Genomic DNA, 23,771 nt, shown 5'->3' with positions numbered 1-23,771 from the left:
GGCGGAAGCCACGGTCTCACCTGCAGCTCTCAGCGGTCCACCAGGAAGCGGACCGGTTCTTCCAGGACTGCTTCGGCATGGGGGAGGTCGGCGAAGCGGGTGGCGAGGGTGGTGAGGGCGAGGCGGCGGGGGAGGGCCTCGCTGAACTTCAGGCCGCGTAGAGCCTCCTCATCGACGTGAGGGAGGACGAGGTGAGCGGCTGAGGTGGCGGTGCGGAAGGCACCGACGGCGGTCTCGGGAGCAAGGCGGATCCAGACGTCGTCGATGCGCTGGGACTCGTCGGCGAGGGAACCGAGGGTGGAGGCGAGGACGGCGTTGGTGCGGAAGCCGGCCCAGGTGTACCAGCGCAGGTCGTGGTCGGTGCGGCGGACGACGGTGCCGCCGGGGTGGACGGTGGGGAGGGCGTCTTCGCGGGCCTCGGCCAGGTGGGCGGTGGCGCGGCGGGTGAGGAAGACGGGTGGGTCGGCGCCCAGGAGGACCTCGCGGCAGGCGCGGGTGAGGGCGTAAGAGGCGCCGGAGAGGCCTGGGGAGTACCAGCGGGCCTTGCCGCGCAGGTCGGAGGGTTCGACGAAGCAGCGGCGGCGCTTCCAGTCGATCCAGGTGACCTTCCAGCTGCGGCCCGCCAGCAGGAGGACGCGCGGGCCCTCGACGGCCTCGGTGAGCAGCATCGGGTCGGTGCGGCCGATCTCCTGCCGGCCGGAGATGACGGTGAACTCGGGCGGCGCGGTGAAGACTGCGGTCATGCCCATGAAGTGGCGGCGCCCGAACCGGGCCTCGGCCTCGGGGCCGATGAACAGGAACTCGCCGTCCCGCTCCAGGAAGCCCTCGTTCACCAGGTGGGCGACGATCGGCTCGGCACTCCGGTCGAACGGTGCCAGGCCGTTCCACGACTCAGCCCAGAGCCCGCGCCCGATCTTCTGGTCCTGGAGCGCGAGCCCGAGCACCTGCTGGGCGACGATGTGCCGCGGCTCCGGCGGTGCCGAGACGGGCTCGACGTACCCGCGCCCCCACAGGAGCAGCAAGGCAGCCGCTTCGACCAGCGAGTCGAGGTCGAGCGCCAGGAAGAGGCAGTTGCGCACCGACCCGGCCCGCCGCCCGGTCCGCCCGAGCCGCTGGAGGAACGACGCGACGCTGGAGGGCGCGTTGATCTGGATCACCCGGTCCAGGTCCCCGACGTCGATCCCCAGCTCCAGCGTGCTGGTCGAGACTATGACGCAGTCCCGCCCCGACGCGAACGCCTCCTCGGCCCGCCGTCTCTCGTCCACCGACAGCGAGGCATGGGACAGGAACGTGGTGACGTCCCGCGCCCGCAGCGCCGCCCCCAGCTCCTCCACGAGCTGCCGCGAGTCGCAGAACACCAGCCGCTTCTCACCCCGGTGCAGCGCCGCGATCACCTTCGCCGCGTTGGCGACGGACCCGACGTAGTCGAGTTCGATCTCCCCGGGCGGCGGCAGGACAGGCGTGCCCACGGCATCCGGTGCGACCACGGCCCGCGGCCGGGACCCGCGCGAGGAACCCTGCAACCACTCCATCAGCTCCTCGGGATTGCCCACGGTCGCCGACAGTCCCACCCGCTGGATCGGCCGCCCTGCCACACGCGTGAGCCGCTCCAGCACCGCGAGCAGATGCCAGCCCCGGTCGTCCCCGGCGAAGGCATGCACCTCGTCGACGACGATCGCCCGCAGCCCCGAGAACACCGTCCGATGGTCGACGTTGACGCTCACCAGCATCGCCTCCAGCGATTCCGGCGTCGTCAGCAGGATGTCCGGCCGGTCTCGCAGCAGCGCCCGCCGCCGCGAGGAGGTCACGTCCCCGTGCCACAGCCCGACCCGCCGCCCCACCCACCCGCAGTAGGTCTCCAGCCGGGGCAGCAGGTTGTTCAGCAGCGCCTTGATCGGGCACACGTACAGGACCGAAAGCCCCGTCCACCGCCCCTGTTCCATCGCCGACAGCAGCGGGAACACCGCTGCCTCGGTCTTTCCTCCCGCAGTCGGCGCCAGTAGCAGCGCGTCCGACCCACCCATGACGGGCCCGACCGCCTCCCGCTGCAACGGCCGCAGCGCGGGCCACCCGAGCGTGTTGACGATGTGGTGGACCAGCACGGGCGAGAGATCGTCCATCGGGAGCCCGCCCGTCAGAGATCGAGGTCGATGTCGTCGGCTGCCGCCGCGCTGCGCTCGGCCTCGTTCAGCTCGGCGGACGAGAGGGTGAGCGCGTAGTGCAACCGCGGATCGAACTCCGAGAACTCCTCGACCCGGTCCAGCACGTCGGCGACGAGCTTGCGCAGGAACACCCGCGGCGCGATCCCGACCTTGCCCCCGAGCCCGCCCGTGACGGCCGTGGCCAGCTCCGCGATGTACGCGTCGTCTACGGCCTCATTGATCCGCTGCGCGTCCGTCGCACCAGCCGCGTAGAGGTCGCGCACGGCCCTGCCGAGTTCGCCCAGGCGCGGTAGGTCGAACCCGGTGAGCCGGAGCTGGACCGCGCGCGGCGAGTCGAAGCGCGGGTCGGTGGTGAAATCGGTGGCCAGCCGCTGGGCGAGCGGTGGCAGCCGCTGCACCCCCTGCTGCCCGTCGTAGAAGGCCGGAGTGCCCGTGACGACCAGGAACAGCCCGGGGAAGCGCCCGGTGTCGATCTCGTCGATGAGCTGCCGCAGCGCGTTCAGCCCCTTCTCCCGGACGTCGCCGCGCACCCGCTGCAGGGTCTCGATCTCGTCCAGGACGAGCAGCAGCCCCGGGTGCCCGCTGTCGCGCAGCACCGTGAGCAGCCCTTGCAGGAAGCCGAGCGCCGCGAAGTGGTCGAGGTCGCCGCGAACCCCGGCGGTGCGCTTGGCGGTGGCGGCGACGGACTTCTGCCCGCCGAGCCAGGCGATCAGCGCCTCCGCGGTGGCCGTGTCGCCCGCACCACGCGCCCGGTGGTAGCCGCGCAGCGCGGCCGAGAAGGCGGGAGTGGTCCGGGCGACGTCGGCGAGCCGCCGTTCCATCAGCTCTTCGACGGCCTTGGGCAGAGCGTCGTCGTCGAGGTCTCCCTCGTCGAGGACGTCCTGTTCGAGCGTGTAGAACCAGCCGTCGATGACGGCGCGAAGAGCGCTCGGCGCGTGCGTGGCGGTCGCGAGCCGTTCGGTGAGGCGGCGGTAGACGGTCTCCAGCCGGTGCAGCGGCGTCTCGGTCTCGGAGATCTGGATCTCCGCTACGGCCAGGCCCGCTCGCTTCGCGCGCTCGCCCAGCCACCGGGCGAAGAAAGTCTTGCCCGAGCCGTACTCGCCGCGCACCGCGTGGAAGGCCGCGCCGCCCTTGGCGACGGTTCCCAGTTCCTCATCGAGGCTGCCTGCGAACCGGTCGAGCCCGACCGCGAACAGGTCGAGACCCGCCTGCGGCACGGTGCCGCGGCGAAGCGCGTCAATGACCTCGCGCCGTCGTGCGGCGCTGACCTGCCCGCTCACAGGCCGAACTGCTCGCGCAGCAGCGCGACGTCCAGCCGCACGGTCCGTCCGCCGTCAATGAGACCGAGCACGGGATAGCCCTCGACGTTCAGAAGCCGCTCCAGCACGGTCACGAACGGGATCGCATCGCGCGAGGCCCGGCCGCCCGCTGCAGCGGCGACCGCGGCGGGCGACAGCCTGTGGCCGTCAGCGGATACGAGCGCATCGATGACTGTGATGACCTGCGCATTGTCCGGAGCCCGCCGCACGTGGCGCTTCTGCTCGCGGAACCGCTCGCTGGCCACGACCTGGGAGCCGAGGCTCTGGACGATGTCCAGCAGCGCCCCGCTGTCGGGCGCAGCCAGCCGGACGGGAGCCTCGACGACGGCCGCGGCCCCACCCTGCCACCAGGACGGCGTCACGGTCTCCGGCGCAAGTTCCCGCACGGCGGGCGGAGCGACGTCCATCGAGGGAACGAAGGTCAGGACCGGCACGGTCATCTCCGCGAGAGACGCCCCGCCGTGGTAGCCGCTCTTGCGCGATGTGTACCGCAGGTCCTCGCGCCACGGCACGGTCACGGTGCCGCCGCCTTCGAGGACCCGGGGTCCGCTCACCGACACCTCGCCCTGCGCGGGCGAGCCGATGCGCCATCGGGCGGCACCGGTACCGCCGGGCGCGGGCGCGTTCTCACTGCGTTCCAACACGTGTCCATGGTCGGACACCAGCACCAGCGGACGACCCGCGCCACGCGCCGCCCCGGCCAACTCGGCGAGATGGCCGATGTCGGAGACGGACCACTGCCAACGCGCACGCCCGTGGTCGAGTGCCTCGTCGATGGTGTTCAGCACCACGGCGACGACCGCCTCGCCGGCGATCGCGTCGTGCAGCGGCTGGGCGAGCCGCTGCCCCGCGCCCCCGGAGATGTCGGCTTTGTGGAACAGCAGCGCCTCACGGCGGTGCGTGCGGAAGTAGGCGGCGAATCCGTCGGTCTCGGCCTTCTGGCCGCCGCTCGTAGGTGTTCCGCTGAGCAGTGATGCCCGGCTGAGAGTGGTGAGCGAGGGGATCATGGCCACGGCGGCGCGGCGCGCACCGGTCGCGGAGACCTCTTTCCAGCCGCCCCGGTACAGCTCCTCGCCGAGTTCGGCGGCGACGGCGGCGCTCATACCGTCCAGCACGAGGACGAGGGGGGCACGGACCGCGCCGAGCGGCAGGACGACCTTGGTGAGCACGTCCTCGATAAGCAGGCAGCCCCCGGGCTCGATGGAGGTGGCGTGCGCGGCCCAGGCCGTGAGGCGTCCTGCGAAGGCCTCGTCCAGCAGGTTCCGCCGAGCCTGCGCTTCGGTGAACAGCAGCCGGTAGGCGCCCGCCACGATCGGGTCGCTGTCCTGGTCGCCGTCCCAGAGGACCGCGAGCGCGCGGTCGACCCAACCCCAGGAGGCCAGGTGCTCGCGCACCCCGGCGGAGACCGAGGTGACGAGTGGCTCCGGCGCGTCGTCGAGCCAGCGCCGCAACCGGACGGCCATGCGGGCCGTGGTGAGCCGGTCGGCGTTCAGGTCGGCGAGCCGGTGGTCGGCGAGATGACGCAGCGCGGTCTCAGCGCAGTCGGAGTTGCCGCCGAGGGCGTGGGCGAGCTGCTGGAGCCGAACACGCATCCCCGAGGGAAGGTAGGGGTTGTCGGCGAGCGCATCGCGGATTCCCGCCTGCTCGGCGAGCTCGTCCGCTCGGTCGACCACGGCCTTGACGCGGTCCTCTGCGCCGCCGCGGCCGGACGCGGCTTCACCGATCCAGCGGGTGAGGGTGCCCTGGACGGCGGAGCTGAAGGTCTTCAGGTCCGCGACCGAGGGGGCGGCGGTGCCGAAAAGCCCGCCAACGGCAAGGGCGGCCTCTGGTGCGGCCCGGGTGTCGGTCAGCACCGCGCTGACGACGCCGAGCGCCATCGCGTCGGAGGCGCGTCCCTGCTCTGCGAGCGAGAGGACGATCACGGCCGCGTCGCCCACATGGCCGCGCAGCCAGGCGGTGATGCCCTCGCGCTCGTCGGCGGACAGCTTGGCGAACTCGCCTGGAAAGAGCGCCGTCCGCGACCAGGCGAGCAGCGCGTCGAGATCGAAGACACGGCCCATCCGCTCCTCGATCAGCACCCGGACCGCGGCATCGAGGCTGAGCAGCCTGCCGCCGCTGCGCCGCCAGTCGGAGGTGGCCGCGGCGGCGCGCCAGCCGACTGCCGGCTCGGCGGCCAGAAGCGCTTCGACCAGCCAGGTGTTCCGGCGGATGCGAGGGTCGATCTGGGCGGCGCCGAAGCGGCGCCGCACGATCTCCTCCAGGGAGACCGTCAACGTCGTCCGGCGCAGCGCGTGGGCGCACAGGTCGAGTCCGAGCTGGGCGGGCGGGGCCGTGGTGGTGACGACGAGGGTGTCCCCGTCCTCGGCATCCTCGGCGGTCCGGTGCCTCAGCCAGGCGTCGGCGACGCCGAGGACGGACGGCTGGTCGGTGACGCTGATCCGTCGTTCCCTGCCGTCGATCCGCATCGAGAACCGCTCCGACGCGCCCTCCTCGTAGCGGCCGTGCACCAGGACGAGCCGGTGCTCGGGCTTGCGCTCCAGCTCGACCTCGAGCAGCGCCTCGACGATCCGCCGGTCAACGACGGGTGCTTCGGTCATCGCGGCGGCTCCACGCCCTGGACCGGCCGCCACACCAGCTCGACTTCGGCTCCGGGATGAGCGTTCAGGTAGTCGCGCATCTCCTTGGACACGAGCTGGAGGTCACCCTCGACGCTCGCGGCGCGCACGGTGCGGCGGCGTCCCGCTCCGGAGACCGGCGGGTCGCCGTTCTCGGTGAGCGAGGTCTGGCCGGCCGTCGGCCGCGTGCCGGAGGCACCTCCCTGTTCGGGCACGGAGGGAATCTCGGGCTTGAAGACCTTCGGTACGACGGGGTCGGGCTTGGGGGGTGCCACGACCGACTCCGCCAGGACCCGCTGGACCAGTTCGCTGGTCTTCGCCTCGGCGATCCGCAGGGCGTCGGCGAGCGGTCGCAGGTAGTCGGGGGAGTTCGCGGCCTCGCTCAGCGCGGTCGTCACCGCCAGCGCCGATCGCCCGACGCCGTCCTCGCGCCGGACCAGAGACGGCAGGGACCCGAGGGTCTGCCAGCCCGTCCGGCGGAGCGCCGCCGCGACCTGCGGGGCGCTCTTGACGGCGTTGCCCAGCTCCTTGTCCTGGGTCCGGTAGGTCACCGCGGCGAGTTCGCGCACGAGCTCTGTGGCGTTCTCCTTCTGCGCCAGGCGGGCCAGGAAGGAGGCCGCGTCGTCGGCGGCGGCCAGACGCGCGGCGTCCGGCGCCAGGCCGAGCGTGTCGGCGTGCTCGCGCAGGAGGTTCCGCACGTTCAGGACGTCCTGGTCGAACTCGGCGATCTGCTCACGCAGCAAGGCGGCGAGCTTGTCGACGTTGCGCGAGAACGGGAGCGGCGGCACGTCCTTGCCGAACACGGCCTGGAGCCTGGCGCGCGCGGCCGCGTACTCCTCCGGGCTCGGCTTGTCCTGGTCGCGCAGCACCCAGCCGGGGCCGATCCTGTCCACCTCAGGGGCCGCGGACGGCACACCCTGGAACACCCAGGCGCGGTCGGCGAGCAGCGCGTAGACGGAGATGACGAGGTTGGACACGTTCCGGTCCAGGCCCGTCCAGCCGAGGTCGGCGATCCAGGTGCGGATGTCCTCGACCTGCAGGTCGCGGGTGTCCTTGCCGCTCTGCGCGGCGCGCTGGTCGATCCGGCGCAGCCACTCGGTCCCGACGTTGAGCGGCCCATCGTGGACCTCGCCGAGGTCCAGCGGGTGGACGATCCGGCGCATGAGGCCGAGCTTGTCCCGGTCGACGACGACGCGCCGCTCGCCGTCGTCCATCGCCAGGGCGATCCACTTCAGCACGGTCTTCAGGTCGCCCGGGGTGACGGCCTTGCGGGCACCCGCGGTGTCGAAGTTCGGGTGCTTGGGGTACATGGCCGCGAACATCGCGTCGGCGAGCTGCTCGGCGTTGAACTTGAAGCCCGCGCCGCCGTGCAGGCGCGGGTCGCGCAGTTCCGGGTTCAGCGAGCTCACGTGCCGGTTCTCGGGCACCTCGGCACCGATGTTGCTGTCCGACTCACCGGTCCGGCCGACGATCCCGTAGAGGTACTGCAGGACGGTCTTCAGCTCGTTGGTGAGGGTGTCCTTCTGGGACTCCAGGTACTGGGCGATGCGGGCCTGCTCCTCGGAGGACTTGTCGCCCGCGTACTCGCGCAGCTTGCCGTTCTGGAGCAGGAAGGAGATCCGCAGGAGCCGGCCGAGCTGCTTGCCGCGCTGCGCCGACAGGTGGTGGGGCAGCCAGACCAGCGTGTCGGCCTCCAGGCCGTCGCGCCGCAGCTCCTCGACCCGCTGGTAGTCGTCGCTGGGGTACTTGTCGGTGTCGAACGGGTAGTCCAGGACGAACCGCACATGGCCCGGGACCGAGGGCTTGAACTGGTCGACGGTCATCTTGGGGTCGCGGACGTTGTCGAAGATGAACTCCGCGGTGCGCCGGCTGCCCCGCCAGACGATCTCCCGCTCGCTGACGAACGCGCCCGTGTCCTTGACGTCCAGCGCCTCCCACAGGTGCTTCTTGATCCACAGTCGCCGGGTGCCCGCGTGGTCCTCGCCGGTGACCCGCTCCAGCAGCGGCTCGATGTCGAGGTCGGTGAGGTTCAGCGAGAAGACGGGGTCGTGGTCGCCGTCCGCGCGGATCTCGCCGAAGCCGCTGGTGATGAGCCGCTTGAGCCGCGCGTTGACGATGCTCGCGGGCTCGCTCACCCGCGACTTGATCGAGCCGAGGTTCAGCGCCGCAAGCCGGGCTCCGGTGAGCCGCTTCAGCGCGTTGACGTCGGGCGCCAGGGTGGACAGGATCAGCGTCTTCACCAGCCTGTCGTCGGCCTGGTAGCGGGCGTCGTCGGCGGAGCCGTACTCCTCCAGCAGGTTGGCCTTGACGCGGGCGTGGAAGCGGGTGGCGGCGGCGGCCTCGTGCTTGAGGCGGTCGCTGAACGCCTCGCCGATCCCGCCGGACAGCACGTCCCACAGGTCGCCGACGGGGATGATCTGGCCGAGCTTGAGGGTGGAGCCGCGCTGGCGGAGCATCTCGCTGAGCAGCTTGAGGCCGGTCCGCTCGCGCTGGAGCGCACCTGAGAGGGCGACGAGCACGTTGAGCAGGGCGGGCGACAGCGGGTAGACGTCGCGGAAGTCGTTCCAGGTGGCCTCGGTCGCGCCGCCCGAGTCCAGCAGGACGTCCCGGACCTCCTGGTCCTCGGACGAGACGTCGGCGAACGCGTCGGCGAGCTGCTGCCGCATCCCCTCGCGGGGGCGCAGGACGCGCTCCCGGATGATCGCGGGGAGGTTGCGGTCCTCCAGGCTGATCACCTGGAAGCGGCCCGCGAGGTACTCGACCTGGCGTTCCAGGTTGCGGACCTCGGCGCCCATCACGTCCTCGCCGACGAGCTTCGACAGGTCGCGCTGGCGGGAGATGAAGGAGATGATCGGGACGGGCCGGACGGAGTCCTCGGCCTCGATGAGCTTGACGAGCTTGCTGACCTCGTCGTTCACCATCTCCTGGTTGGACATGTGCGCCTGGAGCCACAGGATCAGCTCGTCCAGGAACAGCACGAGCCCGTGGTAGCCGTGCTGGTGGGCGTGCCTGCTGATGACGCCGAGGCCCTCGTCCAGGGGGAGGAAGGCGTCCCGGACGCCGGCCTGGCCGCGCGCGTAGCTGGACAGCGGGCCGGTGAGCAGCGCGGAGACGAGCGCGTCGCGCTCGGTGGAGCCGTGCTCCGCGGCGAACGCGGCGTCCAGCGTGGCGGTGGTCCAGCCGACGGCGCCGCCGATCGGCATGACGTCGTCGGGGTCGGGCTCGGGGACGGCGGAGGAGCCGAGCCACTTGGCGAAGGCCGCGTCGTCGGACAGGAACTCGCGCTGCCTGCGCGCGTCGGCGAGCAGCGCGTCGGATCGGTAGACCGCCGGGACGGGCAGGCCGAGCTCGCGCACCGCGGTGACATAGCCGCCGAGCAGCTTCGAGCCGAGGTCGGTCGCGCCCACCAGGTGGTAGGGGACCATGATGAACTTGCGGCCGCTCAGCCACTCGGAGTTCTCGGCGTACAGCTCGCGCAGCCTCGGCTTGCCGAGGACTGCCTGGTGGCCTTCCAGGACTGCGTGCAGCACCGTCATGAAGTGCGACTTACCGGAGCCGAACGAGCCGTGCAGGTAGGCGGCCAGGGACGTGTTCCCGGTGAGCGCGATCCTCACCTGGGAGAGGGCGGCGTCGAACGCCTCCTTGAGCTGGTCGGTGATGACGTACTGGTCGACCAGGACGGCGGTCGCGTCGAACCCGCCGGACAGCTCGACCTTGAACTGCCCCGCGTGGACCTCCTCGGGGAGGTCCAGGACGTCCTTCAGGTACAGCTCTTCCACCGGGCTCATCCCTTCGTCCCTTTGAGGAATTCCTTCGTCGGCCGCCAAGCAGCCAGCAGCTCGGCCGACAGCTCGTGCCGGGACAGCTGCTCTTCCAGGAAGGCCGCGAACTCCTCGGCCGGGCTGCCTTCCCACTCCGCGTCGTACTCGCCGTGCCACTGCCGCACCCACGGCATCTGCTCCAGCAGGCCGGCCAGCAGCGGCGCGATCCGCTCAGCGCCCCACTGCTCCTTGACGCGATCGCGCACCAACGTGATCAGCGCCTGCGCCTGGTCCTTGTGATCCCAGCCCGCCCACCCGAGCAGCAGCGCGTCATCGGTGTGCAGAGCCGCACCCGGGTAGGACACGAACCGCTCCTTGGGCACATCGAGCTTGCCGCGGTGCGACCAGTACGAGCCCTTACGGAAGTCGGCGGAGGTGTACTTCGGCGGCACCTCGATGTCGATCTTCCGCTCCTCACGGTCCTCCTGCCGCTGCAGCTCCCACGTCTTCTCCCAGGCTTCGCGCTTGCGCAGCCCGGAGTCCTTGTACCGCAGCGCCGCCAGGTAGGGAACGCACTCGTCCTTGACGACCTCTTCAAGGATCGCGGCAAGGGGCAGATCCGGCTTCCCAAGATGATCCGTGGCATACAGCCGAGCCACCTCACGCAGATCCGCGTCATCCTGCAGCCGCGAGGCAAGCTCCCCGACCGTCATCGTCCGCGGCTGCGTCATCCCGCCCCGCCTCACGAACCACAGTTCCTTGCTCTCACACCGGTCGAGAATCCACTCCCGCAGCGCCGCCTTCTCCTTGGCTTCCCAAGAGTCCGCCGACCACCGCCGCTTAAACTCCGGCCGCTCCAGCAACCCGATGTCCTGCGGCCGCTGCTCGATCATCTCGATCCGCGCCTGCACGACCTTCGCGTACTCGGCATCCCAGTCCCCGGGAACCTCAGTGATGGGCGACGACCCATGCCGCACGAACCAGGCGTCATCTTCCTCGCCAGCCGCTACTTGCCTCGCGAGGACGATCTCGAAAGCCCTCTGGCCGAGCTGCAGCTCGGGAACCCTGCCGATCGACGTGAGCCTTTGGACGGTCTCCCGGTCTAGGAGCCCGTAGGCGCCATAGACCACCCAGTCCAGCTCCTCCTGACGCGCGATCATGGCCCCGCGAAGCCGCTCGTGTTCGCGCCTTGCGGTATCCAGGATCTGGCGCGATGGTGTTTCGCGTCTACAGATCGCGGAGGGCTCCACGGCGCTCACCTTGGCTGCGAGCTCGTCGAGCTCCCGGCCCGAGGAAACAGGACGCTGTGCCGGAACCGAGAACTTCTGGATCTTGGTTCCGGAGAACTGGTAGAACCGCTCCCACGCCTGCGACTTGAAGCCTTCGTTAACGCCCTGGCTTCCCTTGTCATGACTGACCTGCTTCAGCCAGAAACAGGCGGTCGACGAGTTCAGCAGCCCGAGCAGCCCGAGGTGGTCGTCCTCGCTCGCCGACTCGGGCAGCTTGATGACTGGCGCGGTCTGTTTGAACACCTTGCCACCGCGATCGAGCACGAAATGGTTATGTGTCGCAACTTCCGCGAATGATATAGACAGTGGAGTCTGATAGGCGGAAGCGGTGTGCTGCATGTACTCCCACCAGCTCAGCCCCGCTGCTGCCATGTCTCCCTGGAAAGTGCGACGCTCGCGGAGGGTCGTACGCCAAGGGTAGAGTTCCCTTTGGAAGTTTTGAGGCTCTGCGGTAGGTGCGTAGGGATACCAGATTCCTTCATTCGTCGATGAACTCCAGTCTCGAATGACGTCTCCGGTCATGAGGCCACGCATTGATTCGGGGTTTATGGTAGCGTTTTTTGCGGAACGCAAAGGTCGGATAAATGCCTCATCGGCACCCGCTCGGATTGCCCGTCCGATAGGGAGAATAATCACCTCGGAGAGTTCGACGCACTCACTGGCGATCATTTGTGTGAGGTCACTCGCGCCACCGCCGCTAAGCGACCAAGGGTGTGCTGCGAAGGCAATCCGATCGGCATCGACGACGCTAAGCCAGTTGGACTCGCTACCAGGCTGATTGAAATGCCTGGTAATTGCCGTCCAGACTGACCCCTCGGCTGCGATCTCCGGCTGCTTCGGCTCGCCGCGCTTGCCGAGTACTGCTCGGATGGGCGTTCTCTGATATCCAACGCGGTTGGCGCCGACAAGAATTACAGTCGGAGTGCCGTGTCCTGGAATGAAGGCACCTGACGTATCTATGATATGGGTCAGATCGACAGTCGGAAGATATCTTTCTACAAGATTTTTCCCGAACTCTCGCTTCATGAAGGAGTTGGCAGTGATCTGGCCGGTGCGGCCGGAATTTCTAGCTGAGCCGGTAGCTCTAATTGCGAGTTCGAAGATGCGCTGTGCGAAAGGGACGGAGAGGGCATACGTTCCGGCGCATGAGCTGTAGGCGTTCCGGTAGTTCTCGTTCTCTTTCTTATCCTTGACGGTGATGTACGGAGGGTTCCCCACAACTACGTGGTAGCTGCCTCGGCCTAGGACGTCTGCCGAGCGAACGTAGGAGTCGATGTCCTCGGCGCGGTAGTAGAACTCCTCATCGGAGGCGAGAAGGTCCGTCTGGATTCCGGGGGCTTCTCGGCCGTGTAGGAGGGAGTCGCCTACGGCTAGGTTGAGAGGGAAGACGGGGGCGGAGGCGAGGCTGGGTTCTTCGGCGGCGTTGAGGGCGGCGACCAGTAGGCGGAAGCGGGCGATGGCGGCGGCGAAGGGGTTCTTGTCGCAGCCGTGGACGGAGTCCAGGGCTAGGCGGATGCGGTCCCACTTCGGGAGGGCGGGGGCCTGCTTGTCCCAGGCGGCGAGGATGCGGTGGAAGAGGCCGAGGAGGAAGTGGCCGGAGCCGCAGGCGGGGTCGATGGTGCGGAGGCCCAGGGCGCGGCCCTCGTCGTCGACCGGGCCGGACCAGGCGGCGGGGGTGTGGGGCCAGACGGGCTGGAGGCCGAATTCCTCCAGGGCCGGGGTCAGGGTGAGGTCGAGGATGAATTCCTCTACGAACTCCGGGGTCTGGAGGAGGGCGTAGGTCTTCTGGGCGTGTTCGCTGAGGTCCTGGTAGAGGTCGCCGAGGAAGCGGGTGTCGTGGCCCTTGAAGGTCCAGGGGATCTGGCCTTCGGCGTCGGGGGTGCGCCAGAACTTGAGGAGGGCGGCGGCGGCCTCGTAGGAGGGGTCGGCTTCCCAGAGGGGGTTGTGGGCCTCGTCGAAGAGGCCGGCGACCGTGGGGTGGGAAGAGGCCAGGGCGGTGAAGGAGGCCTTCAGCCAGTCGCGGTCGTTGTGGGAGGGGTTCTCGCGGAAGTACTGGGCGTGGTGGTCTTCGGCGTCGGCCAGGCGGTCGCCGGGGCCGGAGATCCACGGCTGGTCGATCAGCTCGTTGTCCTCGCAGTACCGGACGAAGACCGTGCCGAGCACCCAGGCGACGGCGATCTGGGTCAGGCGGTCCTCGCGCCAGTCGGTGTAGTTCACCGCGATGCGCTGGGCGGTGCGGGCCCGCTGGTGCTCGGTCGTCAGCCTGCTCCGCAGCGACTCGTCGGTGTCCGAGGTCGTGCGCAGGTCGTCCACGAGGGCGGTCACCTGCTTGCGCAGGTCGGAGACGAGGGTGCGCTCGGCGTTCTTGCGGCGGGCCACGGGCTCAGGCCTTTCCGAGGGAGTCGCGGGATGCGAGGGCGTCGAGGTAGGAGGTGTCGAGGACCGACCATTCGGCCGAGCCGATGGCCTCGACCGTCATTCCGTCCAGCGTAGGGCTGTTCTTGGGCGCCTGTGAGGGGCACAGCAGCCACATTCCGTGAGGTGCCGTCTCCGGACGGCGAGCGGCCTGCTGAAGCGTTACGAGAGCCGAATGGCCGCCGTCGGCCGCGTACCGGGCGAGGAGGCCCGCGTTGTGCAGCAGCAGGACGGTCTTCGGGTCCGCGCCCAGCTCAGTGATAGTCGTCACGGCACGCTCCCAGGCGAGCTTCACGTACGAGGCCAGGCCGGGAGGCATCGTGCGAGTGCGCCCGTACTTGTCGTCGGCGCGCAGCAGGCCGGCAAAGTCGGTCCCCTGCTCGGCCGCGAGTCCGCGCAGCTCCCGCAGGAAGACCGCGGTGACGTCCACCACGCGCACCGGGTGGGTGAGCCCGAGCCGCTCGACCGTGCCGGGCACCTTCTTCTGCGCGATGGTCAGCGCCACGAACCCGCCCTCGTCGAGCGCTCGCCTGAGGTTCAGCTCGCTGCGGTGCGCGGGCTGCTCGGCCGTGCCGTCGCCGGGCGTGAAGGTGAACATGCCCGTCGCGGTGGACGACGGGTGCGGCGCCGGCGCGGGCGGCCGGAACTCCTTGGTGCTCGCGTCGTAGGTGTAGGGGAAGCCCGCGTCGCGGAGCGCGTCCTGCAGCTCGACGTAGGTGGGGGCGGGCTCCAGGGCGGCGAGGTCGGGGAACCTGGCGCGCAGCCGCTCCAGCAGCACGGCCACCCCGATGCCGCGGTCGTGGGCCGCGCCGGCGGCGGCCTGCGAGATCCGCAGCGCCCGCACCAGGTCGAGGTCGCGCGGGTACAGGTCGAGCCGGGGGGAGGCGACGGCGGAGCGCGAGGCGGAGGCGGCCAGCGCCAGCAGGCGCTCGTCCGGGAAGGCGTCGAGACCCTCGGGCGGGTCGACCAGGCGCAGCGCGGCCATGACCTCCGAGCGTCCCGGCAGCGGATCGGCGTCGGCGAGCAGGTCGGCGGCCGCGCCGAGGGCGAGCGCGTACTCGACCAGTTCGCTCGGGGTCGGGTCGTCGGTGCCCGGCAGGGACTCCAGGCTCACGAAGATCTCGTCGCGGGCCCGTGTGTAGGTGAGCCGGGGCTCGTCCTCCTCGGGCCGCCCGTTCCACGTCTCGGCGAGGATCGCGGCCCGCATCACGGTCGTGGCGCGGGCGAGCGCCTGCTCCTGGGTGCCCTCTACACCGCCGCGGGCCGCCCGGAACGCCGCGGTGAGCTGTCCGGCGGTCATCACGCCGCCGTTCCTGGCGAGGACCGCGACGAGTTCGTCGCGGACGTTCGCCAGCCACGGTGCTGCAAACCAAGTCCCGGCGCTCTTGGACAGGGCGTTGTAAACGGCCTGGGTGGTCATCTCGAACCGGTCGGCGAGCAGCCGGGCGGCGGGCCAGACCGGGGGAGCGGGCTCGTCGTCGGCGGGAAGGCCGAGGGTCCACAGGACGGCCTTGTACCCCTTCGCGCCGCGCCTCCCGGCGGGCGGGGCGACGAGCCGCGCGAGCACGTCGATCCCCAGGCGCCCCTCGTACCCGGTGAGCTGATCGGTCGCACCCTCAGGGGCAGGAGGCGGTTCGACGGGGCCGGTGAGCAGAGGCTCCCACTGGCGGCGGCGCTGGAGCAGCTCGCGCCGCATGTTGCGGCCCGCGCCTCGGGCCCGGGACAGTTCGTGCGGCGGGATGGCCAGCAGTTCCCGGACGGTCGAGGCGCCGAAGGAGTCGGCGAGGGACACCGCCCTGGGCGACAGCCCGGACGCCCGGAGGTTCGTGTCGAGGGTCGCGGCCTCGGCGGCGGCCTCGCGCTGGTCCTCGAGGGTGGCGCCGGAGGCCTCGGAGCCGATCGGGGCCATCGCGTCCGCGGCCCGGAACACCTCGCGCCAGGCGTCCTCCATCATGCGCAGCGTGTCGAACCGCTGGGCGACGTCCCGGTGCATGGCCCGCTGGAAGAAGGCGGTGAGCCCGTCGCGCAGCGCGGGCTCGAACAGCTCGGCGGCGACCTTGGGGTGGTCGTCGCCGGTGACGGCCGGGCTGGTCTGGCCGTCGCCCCAGACCGGGCGCTCCTTGGTGGCCATCTCGTGCAGTGTGACGGCGGCGGCGTACCGTTCGGCGTGGTCGTCGAACGCCGGGCGGCTGATCGTGCCGAGGAACGGGTCGAGGTAGCCGCGGGTGCCGGTACGGGTGTCCTGGTCGGAGGCCGCGGCGTGGGAGAAGTCGAAGAGCTTCAGCTCGCGGTTGCGGTCGACCCGCTGGAACACGCCGAGGTTCTCGGGCTTCAGGTCGCGGTGCCGCACGCCCTTGCCGGCGAGCTGGTCGAGGGCCCGGAACAGGTCCTCGCCGAAGCGCGACAGGTAGTGGTAGGAGAGCTTGCCGTCGGTGTCGAGCCAGGCGCGCAGCGACTGCTCGCCGGCGTACTCCAGGTCGAGGACGGTACGGCCGGCGAGGGTCTGCGGCCCGTCCAGGAGCCGGATGATCGGTCCGCCGCCGACCTTGGCGAGGATCTGCGCCTCCTTGCGGAGCTGGTCGGCCGCGACGTTCTCGTCGACGGCGACCTTGAGCACGCGCCGGTCGGTGTCGCGCTCCCCTTCCTCGTCCTCGGTCTCGCAGGAGACGAGGAGGGCGCGCCCGGTCGATCCCGTGCCGAGGACGCGCTCGACCGTCCACGCCTTGTGCCCGTCGATCCGGATCACGTTGCCGGGGACCGCGCTCAGCGGGTCTGCCTGGACCGGAGCCTCTTCCTCGGCCCGCCGGGTCGCGGCGTCGAGCTGCTTGAGGAACCTGTCGGCGGACTCGATCCGCTTGGTGACGTCGCCGAGCGTGGCGTCGTGGACGAGCTGGTCGAGCTCGGTGGACACGCCGTCGGCCACGCCGGACGGGCGCAGGCCGCCGTCCTTGAGCAGGTCCAGGAGGGTCGCCCGGTCGTGGGCAGGGGGAAGGCCGGTGAGGATCAGGTAGGAGAGGGCGCCGAGGCCGAACATGTCGAGTTCGACAGGGTCGGGGTAGCGGCCGTCGAACTCCGGGGCGAGGTAGAGCTGGGCGGAGTCCTCGATGTGGTCGGCGGCGGCCGGGCTGTTGCCCAGGCTCCGGCCGGAGGAGGTGTCGAAGTCGCGGGCCGCGGTCTGCCAGTCGATGATCCGGAGCTGCGGCCTGGTGCCGTCGGCCTTGGCCGAGACGTAGACGGAGCGGGCGGACAGGGCGCGGTGGTAGAGGGAGCGGCCGTGCGCGTACCGGAGGGCCTCTGCGAGCTGGTGGATCATGCCGATCCGCGTCTCAGGCGCCAGGTTCGCGCCGTGCACGTCGAGGTAGGTGTCCAGGCGGAGGTCATCGGACCCGTGACGGAAGAGGATGGCGGACCCGCCGAGGTGCTCGCGCAGGTCGACGGCCTGGGCGATGCCGGGGTGGGTGATCCCCTGGAGCACCTGGTACTCGCGCAGCGCCGCACGGTGCACCGAGGCCCGCGCCTCATCGGAGGAACTCTGCGGGACCAGGTAGATCCGGACGCGGCCTTCTTCTTCAACGAGGCCGGACTTGCGGGCGAGCCTGTCCTCCCAGGTGGGGCCGGAGTCGAGCGGGGTGGGCTCCAGCTTCCAGTCGTCGGCGTCGCCGTAGCGCAGGTGCCGCTGCGACTGGGAGATGCCGATCTTCTCCAGGAGCTTCGGCAGATGCTGGGAGAACCGGGCGTCGAGCGGCTGCGGCTTGGAGGCGAGCAGGATGCCCTGCTCGAACGAGGGAAGGCCGGACTCGGCATACCGACCGTAGACGGCGGGGCGCTGGGCGGCGTCCAGCTCGCACACGAGGCGGTCGTCGGTGAGGAACACCGACGGCTCGACCCGCGGAATCGGCACGTTGAGACCCAGCTCACGGGCCGCCCACTGGAGCTGGCTGCGCAGCTCCTTGGACTTGCGGTCGGTCAGGTGCAGCGGGTTGGTAAGGGTCAGGATGCGGCGGTCCCGGGTGTGGAACCGCCAGGTCTGCCCCGAGTTGACCACCCGGCCGGGGTGCGCCTTGAACTCCACAAGGTGCAGGCCGCTGGGAGAGGCGAGAAGGAGATCGCACTCGTTGACCCGGCCGGACCGGGCGGTGAAGGTGAACGTCGCCCAGGCCCGGTACGGCTCGTTCTTGGGCATCAGCCCACGGACGTAGTCCAGGGCCTCCTGCTCATGCGGATGCTCCGAAGGCCGCTCCTGGAACCACCGCCGCACTTCCCGCGGCGGCTGGGGAACAGGCCTACGACCACCGGATGCCACCCGCGTCTCTCCTCGCCCCGTCCTTCTGCCCGAACGAGCAGGCTACCCCTCATGCGGGTGAGTAGAGGAAAGAGATCAAGATCATAGGGAAATTCTCTGGAGATCGTTATAAACGGCGGCCCGCAGACCACCCACCGACCCGGCCGTAAGCCGAGGTGGCTTGCCTCAGTAGCGCTCCCTGATGCCCTCTAGCAGGTCGGCGAAGGCTGTCCTGGAGAATCGGTGCGCATGTCTGGCGGGGTTCTTGGAGTCGCGGACCGCGACGCCCGAAGCGGAGGTGGCGACCTCGATGCACTCGCCACCCTCGTGCGCGCTGTAGCTGCTCTTGCGCCACTGGGTGGCAACGATCTCGCCCTTCACAGTTCCTCCATCAGCTTCTGGAGCCGCGACAGTGATTCGCGCTCGGTGTAAGCGTGCCCTCTGATCTTGTCGTACCTCGTGGCGAAAGTGGCAGTACGTGCTTGATCCTCAACAAATATGCCCATACCCGCTGATTCGATATAGGCCGCTTGGGACCCATCCCCGAAGCCGAGGAGAGTGAAGCTGCCGGCCAGGCCAGGGTGGTAGCCGCTCCCACGAGGGATGAGCTGGATCATGATGTGGGGATGAGCCGCCATGGTGATCAGGTGGTGGAGTTGCTCCCGCTGAGCGCCTCTGTCGCCGATGTTCTGCTCAAGTGCAGACCCGTGGAGCAACAAGAAGATTTCTGGCACGTCCTGCTGTTCGAAGATGTCCCGCTGCCGCTGGAGTCGTCGTTGCACGAGTTCGTCGGCGGTCTTCTCATCTGCCGTGCCGCGCACGATGCCCTCGATGGTCTTCTGGGTTTGGAACAGGCCTGCTATCAGAAGGGCGCTGTAGATTCGGATGGTGTTGGCCTGGCGCTCCCGCTCCAGGTACTCGGGGAAGCCCGGCGGCAGAGCCACGGCATTGCGTGTCTCGTCCAGAATATTCCATAGGCGTAGGAACAGTCCATCGGTCCCAAATTGACTGTCGCATACCTCCGAGAACTTGCGAGAAGGCCAGTTCTTGCTCTCCTCTACCTGGCCGATGTACTGGGGGCTGTAGGAAAGTAGACGGGCCAGCTCGGTCTTCGACAGGGCAGCGGCCTCCCGCCTTGCTCGCAGTTCGTTGGAGAACGCACGGATGGTAGGCGACGAGATGCTCTGGCTCTGCGCGGGCATGGGGTCTCCCGAAGTTCTTATCTTGACGATCCGCCAGTTCGGAGCAGGGTTTCTGGCTCGCTGGTCAAACGTAGCGCGGCCCGTGCAGTGATTACCGAGAATTCCGACATCTCGCTACCATGCGCTCCTCCACCGTCAGATGAAACCCGGGCCCGGTTTCGTCGAGGCTGAATGAAACCGGGTCTGGGTGTAGTTCGGGAGGAAAACTCCTTCGCCAGGTTGAATGCGATGCGTAGTCGTATGTGTGCAGTCTGGTCTCCATCGAATCCAGCCGATAGGGAGATGGAAATGTCCAAGCCGCTGCCGCCCATTGATTGGGACATTCTGCGCAAGAACTACCCCACCTGGAGAATCCGTCCCACGGCCGAGGGCACCTCCCTCATGGCGACCCGCTGGGACAGATTCGGCCTCACCGACGCCGAACTCGTTGCAGGCCTCCACATGACCCTCATCGAAGACACCCCCGACGAACTCACCGCCGCCCTCACCGCCCAGCACGCCATCGAGGACACCCTGTGATCCCCTACGGCCTCCTCGGCACCTTCCTCCTCACCTCCTACGTCCTCGTCCTGGCCCTCCTCCTGATCACCTGCGCGATCCGTGACCGCCTCACCCCCAAGGGCCGCCACCACCACCTTCCCGAAGCACCGAAACTCCTCGCCCCCACCGCCGAGACCCCCCGGTCCGCACCAGCACATCCTGAGGAATCTCCACCCGCCCTCGTCCCGCCCGTTCCCGCCCGCCCACCACACCCGGGAGATCGTCTGGTCGCCCCGACACTCCGGAGCCGCTCGCTCCCGGCACCCGCGACCACGCGGACCGTCCCACCCACCCGGGCCCCATCACCCCTGATCACCCGACCCGACCTGACGTCCCCGCCCTGCTCAAGCAGCTCGCCCAGGCCCGTCTGCCCCGCGCACCCGGCCCCCCACCCGTCCACCGCTCCCGGCCCCGGCCGACGCCGAACCCTGGCCGCCTGACACGCCGCAAAGCCTAGGCCGCACCCCCGACTCCCGGCGGGGCGGCCTCGGCGACAGGCGGCGGCTGAAGCCCGGAACTCCGGCTTCCTCCAGTCCGCAGGTTCAGTCACCTTGTCAGCGTCATGATCGCTAGTGGATCGGACGATCGCCGGCGTCCGCGCATTGACCGCCGTGTCGGTGCCAAGACCGGCTATGAGGTCTTCTGGGCCGTCGACGCTGCGCGGCTGGAGGCTTGGAAGAAGACGTGGGAGATACGGGCGGTCTGGGGGCGTCGCTCGTACTCGTTGCCGATGAGGTGGGCGGTGATGCTGCATCCGAGGGTGAGGTCGGGGTAGGTGGCGAGTTCGATGGCGCGCTGGTAGCCCGCTCGTGCTGCGATCGAGAGCCAGGCGGTGGAATGTCGGGTGAAGCCGTCGCAGCCGAGCAGGACGGCGATGAGGTAGGCGCTGCGGGGCCGTTCCGGGGAAGTGGCGACGGCTTGGCGGTAGAGGCGTCCGCCGGTACGGCCGTACTGGGCGGTCATCCAGTCCGCGGCGATCTGGTCGAAGTCGGCGGTGGGCAGGGGGACGAGCCCGTAGCGCAGGTCTTCGTCTCCGTACAGTTCGGCGACCTCGCGTTCGAAGCGGGCCGGGGACATGACGATGTACTCCGCCAGGGAGGGTCCGGGCGGAGGCTGGAGCTGGTCGTCGGGTGGCCATGTCGAGGCGCCCTGGGGCCAGGCGGCGAGAAGGCGGTCGTCGTGTTCACCGTCGCCACCGGCGTAGATGGCGAAGGCGTCATCGAGGGCGTCGCCGTCGAGCGGGCCGGACTCGGTGACCGGCGCCGGCAGCACGTCATGCACGGGCCTGGGCGGGGATCCGGGACGGGGCGCGCGGCGGGCTCGCTGGAGGTCCTGCTGGGCGGCGGCGTACCAGTCACCCCACTGACGCTCGGTGCCGATCTCGGCGAGCCCTTCTGGGGTTGCGGTGGCGCGGCAGACCCGGACGATCGCCCGGACCAGCTTCCAGTCGGGCAGGCCCGCCCGATTGCCCTTGAGGTGGTCGTCGACGGTGGAGCGCGCCAGCGAAGTGCTGATTTCGCCTTTGGCCAGGAGGCGGGCGGCGAGCCGGGCGAGCTCGGAGGTATTGGAGATGTCCGCGGACAGCAGCGCGCGGTTCAGCCGGGCGACGAACGCGGCGACGGGATCGGCTTCTCCCGCGCGATCACCTTCATACAAGGCCCCCACCTGTCTTGATCAACGGCCACCCGAGAAGGACGGGGCCACGGCCACCGGCCCTTCCTGACAGAGGCGGCCCCGGAGAACTGCGCATAGTGCGCGCTTCCGGTGACGTCGCCCCGTAACAGGCATTTCACCATCGCGGATCAAGCCGTCAGGGCCGGATGGCCGATCCCGGCAAACTCCAGCAGATCCCGGCAGATCCCGTGAAAACGCCTTCATGTTCGCCGCTGCTCGCATGCGCGAAGGATCTGCCGGGATCTGCCGGACGCTGCCGAGGGCATGGTGGCCTGAGCCTGAGGCGGGCAAAGGTTGGGGCCATGACCACCATGTCCACGCTGTGCGCGGCCCTGGGCCGAGCACACCGACGAGCCGAGCCGCCCGTGCGCCGACCCCGGCCGGCCGACGGCCCCGACCACAACCTGCTGATGCTGCTCATCGCCGACCGCGAGGTCCGTACCGGCCGGACCCTGCCGCCCGGCCCGTGTGAGGACCTCACCGAGGAACAGCTCATCGCTTTCTGGGCCGACCCGCACCTCGAACCCGACGCGGCCACGCGATGAACGGCCGCGCCTTCACCGCGATCGGCACGGCCGCCACTGCCGGCGGCTTCTTCCTCGCCCTGATGAACGGCGCCACCTGGCCCGAAGCGCTCCTGACGACCATCACGGTCGCCACACCCTTCATCTGTATCCCCCTCGCCGCCCGCCGCGACGACAATGACCAAGGCGGAGCACCGCCGCAGCCCTGACCCGAGGCAACCCACGCCAGCCTTACAGGACAGCGGCGATCCAGCGAGTGCCCGACCCGCTCATCTCAGCTCGGCTGCTCCGCGCAAGGCCCGCTGGGCAGCCGACGCCCGATGCCGGCTCCTACGTCAGTTGCGGCTTAGGCTCACTTGGCGAGGTCGGCTTCCTCCCGATCTCGCCCGACCTCGTCCTACCCTCCGGCTTCGATGGAAGCGAGATGCCGCTGTTGGAGCGCCTTGCGCTCGACCTCCGGGATCATCATCGACTCGGCGAGCACGGCGGCGAATGCGTCCACCTGGGTGCCCTCGACGTCGGTGGGGAAGAGCCAACGGATGTTCTCGTCCCGTGTGATGGGGTCGATCGTGCGACGCCCGCCTTTGTCCTGCGCGGCGGCTGATCTGACGTAGCGCACCTGGTCGAGCGGGATGTCCTCGCGGAGTTCGCCCTGCTCGAGGAACGCGCTCGCCTTGGCCGTGATGATGCGGCGATCGGTGATGGCGACCAGCGTCCTCGCCGCTCCCTTGTCCCGCGCCGCCGCCACCTTCTCCTTCGCGCCGCTGAGGATCGCCGAGACGGGGCCGAGTGCGTCGAGTTGCTCGGGGAATCCGAGGACGCGAACGGTCTCACCGTCGTCGAGGAACCAGCGCAGGACGCGCAGGTACGGCTCAAGACCCAGGGATTCCGGCGCGCAGACGACGTCCGGCGCCTCGAGTGGTGACGCCGGAGGACGGAGGACATCGGAAAGGGGCTCGATGGCCTCGAGGAGACGGGCCGCGGCATGACGGGCAGCCGCCGAGTCCTTCCGCTTGCTCGGCATGGAGAGCGTGTCGCGTCCGGAGAGCTCGGCGATGATGCGCAGCTCCCTGGTCAAGGAGTTGACGAGTCTCTTCGTCTCGGGCAGGGCGACCTCGAACTCCGCACGAGTGTCGCGCAGGATGACGTCGACGAGTCGAGCCTCCTTGACGTCCACGGAGTCTCGTGCCCTTGCGGCGTGGAGCGCCTGGTAGCCGATCCACGCCTTGAGGGAGGACAGAAGAGCGTTCGCGTCGAAGACGATCGCCTCGGCGTTGGCCTCGAGATACACACGGCGGCCGGCCGCGTCGACCCCGTGGATCTGCCGGAGGTGCTCACCGACTTTCAGCCGATACTGCTTGCGCTGCGCGATCAGTGCCGTTTCGCTGCCCGCTATCTTCTCCCACTCGGACGTCGTGACCGATTCGATCTCCCGAGCCCTGTCGATGGCCTGGTCGATTGTGGTCACGAGCGCCATGAGCTCGGCCCATTGCCCGATACGGATCTCGGCGAGCACCCGGCTCGTCAGCGCGATGTTGGTCTTGACCAGGCCGGTGATCTCACTCAACTGCATCTGCAGGGCGACCATGGCCAGCGCGGGCCCGAGCGCGGTCGCGGCCTGTGCGGCGCTCACCGCGGTCACCGGGACGAAGCGGGCCTGCGCGATGACTCGGCCGTTGAGCATCACCGCGCCGAGGTTCGCGCCGTCCTTGACGGCGAGCGTCGCGCCGGAGTTCAGCAGCGATTGGGTCACGCCGCCGATCCTGTACAGACCCTGCGCGCTGGCGACCGCCGTCGCGAGGTTTCCGGCCACGGCTGCCGTGTTCCCGATCGAGGACAGGACAGCGGAGATCCGAGCACGATCGGAGGTCGGCGCGAGCCAGGAGTCGAGCAGGTCGAGTTCGAGTTCCGCAGGGAGCTCGCCGAAGGGCACGACGACCCCGGGGACCACCTCCACCAAGACCATAGAGTCCGAAGCGTCCCGCATA

13 protein-coding genes are annotated in these 23,771 nt (G+C 69.7%); 3 read left to right on the top strand and 10 right to left on the bottom strand.

The features are described 5' to 3' along the window. Positions 1 to 29: 29 nt before the first annotated feature. The 8 genes from ACYVOM_RS03125 to ACYVOM_RS03090 all read right to left on the bottom strand — a co-directional run bounded on the left by ACYVOM_RS03125 (position 30) and on the right by ACYVOM_RS03090 (position 19,045). Positions 30 to 2,120 carry a DEAD/DEAH box helicase gene (locus ACYVOM_RS03125; protein WP_460301655.1) on the bottom strand — a complete coding sequence of 697 codons (2,091 nt, stop codon included), beginning with the start codon at positions 2,118 to 2,120 and terminating at the stop codon, positions 30 to 32. 14 nt (positions 2,121 to 2,134) lie between these two features. After that, on the bottom strand, positions 2,135 to 3,442 hold the full coding sequence (brxD, locus tag ACYVOM_RS03120; protein WP_460301654.1) for a BREX system ATP-binding protein BrxD: 1,308 nt from the start codon (positions 3,440 to 3,442) through the stop codon (positions 2,135 to 2,137). After that, positions 3,439 to 6,078 carry a BREX-2 system phosphatase PglZ gene (pglZ, locus tag ACYVOM_RS03115; RefSeq protein WP_460301653.1) on the bottom strand — a complete coding sequence of 880 codons (2,640 nt, stop codon included), beginning with the start codon at positions 6,076 to 6,078 and terminating at the stop codon, positions 3,439 to 3,441. The genes brxD and pglZ overlap by 4 nt, the downstream gene beginning before the upstream one ends. Next, positions 6,075 to 9,884 (bottom strand): PglY protein, encoded by a 3,810-nt coding sequence (locus tag ACYVOM_RS03110; RefSeq protein WP_460301652.1) that lies wholly within the window; start codon positions 9,882 to 9,884, stop codon positions 6,075 to 6,077. Before ACYVOM_RS03110 ends, pglZ begins: the two co-directional genes overlap by 4 nt. Next, on the bottom strand, positions 9,881 to 13,525 hold the full coding sequence (gene pglX, locus ACYVOM_RS03105) for a BREX-2 system adenine-specific DNA-methyltransferase PglX (protein ID WP_460301651.1): 3,645 nt from the start codon (positions 13,523 to 13,525) through the stop codon (positions 9,881 to 9,883). Before pglX ends, ACYVOM_RS03110 begins: the two co-directional genes overlap by 4 nt. 4 nt (positions 13,526 to 13,529) lie before the next feature. Next, the gene (gene pglW, locus ACYVOM_RS03100) at positions 13,530 to 17,819 is read right to left on the bottom strand and encodes a BREX system serine/threonine kinase PglW (RefSeq protein ID WP_460301650.1); all 4,290 of its coding nucleotides are present in this window, start codon (positions 17,817 to 17,819) and stop codon (positions 13,530 to 13,532) included. A 210-nt stretch (positions 17,820 to 18,029) separates the two neighbouring features. Continuing rightward, positions 18,030 to 18,224: a DUF397 domain-containing protein gene (locus tag ACYVOM_RS03095; protein ID WP_460301649.1), complete on the bottom strand. Its 195-nt coding sequence runs from the start codon at positions 18,222 to 18,224 to the stop codon at positions 18,030 to 18,032. Continuing rightward, a complete protein-coding gene (locus tag ACYVOM_RS03090) occupies positions 18,221 to 19,045 on the bottom strand; it encodes a helix-turn-helix domain-containing protein (RefSeq protein WP_460301648.1) in 825 nt (274 codons plus the stop codon). Before ACYVOM_RS03090 ends, ACYVOM_RS03095 begins: the two co-directional genes overlap by 4 nt. Before the next feature lie 288 nt (positions 19,046 to 19,333). On the opposite strand from ACYVOM_RS03090, the gene ACYVOM_RS03085 reads away from it, so the two are divergent. Next, positions 19,334 to 19,564 carry a hypothetical protein gene (locus ACYVOM_RS03085; RefSeq protein ID WP_460301647.1) on the top strand — a complete coding sequence of 77 codons (231 nt, stop codon included), beginning with the start codon at positions 19,334 to 19,336 and terminating at the stop codon, positions 19,562 to 19,564. A 651-nt stretch (positions 19,565 to 20,215) separates the two neighbouring features. On the opposite strand, the gene ACYVOM_RS03080 is transcribed toward ACYVOM_RS03085, so the two are convergent. Beyond that, a complete protein-coding gene (locus ACYVOM_RS03080) occupies positions 20,216 to 21,241 on the bottom strand; it encodes a hypothetical protein (RefSeq protein WP_123661998.1) in 1,026 nt (341 codons plus the stop codon). Positions 21,242 to 21,561: 320 nt separating this feature from the next. Between ACYVOM_RS03080 and ACYVOM_RS03075 the strand changes: the two genes are divergently transcribed. After that, positions 21,562 to 21,804, top strand: coding sequence for a hypothetical protein (locus ACYVOM_RS03075; protein WP_460301646.1), 243 nt, complete (start codon positions 21,562 to 21,564; stop codon positions 21,802 to 21,804). Then, positions 21,801 to 21,992, top strand: a complete 192-nt coding sequence (locus ACYVOM_RS03070; RefSeq protein ID WP_460301645.1) for a hypothetical protein — start codon at positions 21,801 to 21,803, stop codon at positions 21,990 to 21,992. Before ACYVOM_RS03075 ends, ACYVOM_RS03070 begins: the two co-directional genes overlap by 4 nt. A gap of 188 nt (positions 21,993 to 22,180) precedes the next feature. Here ACYVOM_RS03070 and ACYVOM_RS03065 read toward each other — a convergent pair whose 3' ends face one another. Next, positions 22,181 to 23,596: a hypothetical protein gene (locus ACYVOM_RS03065; RefSeq protein ID WP_460301644.1), complete on the bottom strand. Its 1,416-nt coding sequence runs from the start codon at positions 23,594 to 23,596 to the stop codon at positions 22,181 to 22,183. Positions 23,597 to 23,771 lie beyond the last annotated feature (175 nt).

This window comes from Actinocorallia aurea (genome assembly GCF_054783995.1).
The sequence above is the reverse complement of the archived record's forward strand: the minus strand, read 5'-3'. Positions and strand labels throughout refer to the sequence as shown.

Bases quoted from the DNA above. Each gene is read 5' to 3' on its own strand.
- ACYVOM_RS03125 (WP_460301655.1), bottom strand. From the start codon at position 2,120: ATGGACGATCTCTCGCCCGTGCTGGTCCACCACATCGTCAACACGCTC.
- pglZ (WP_460301653.1), bottom strand. From the start codon at position 6,078: ATGACCGAAGCACCCGTCGTTGACCGGCGGATCGTCGAGGCGCTGCTC.
- ACYVOM_RS03110 (WP_460301652.1), bottom strand. From the start codon at position 9,884: ATGAGCCCGGTGGAAGAGCTGTACCTGAAGGACGTCCTGGACCTCCCC.
- ACYVOM_RS03090 (WP_460301648.1), bottom strand. From the start codon at position 19,045: ATGCCCGCGCAGAGCCAGAGCATCTCGTCGCCTACCATCCGTGCGTTC.
- ACYVOM_RS03085 (WP_460301647.1), top strand. From the start codon at position 19,334: ATGTCCAAGCCGCTGCCGCCCATTGATTGGGACATTCTGCGCAAGAAC.
- ACYVOM_RS03075 (WP_460301646.1), top strand. From the start codon at position 21,562: ATGACCACCATGTCCACGCTGTGCGCGGCCCTGGGCCGAGCACACCGA.
- ACYVOM_RS03070 (WP_460301645.1), top strand. From the start codon at position 21,801: ATGAACGGCCGCGCCTTCACCGCGATCGGCACGGCCGCCACTGCCGGC.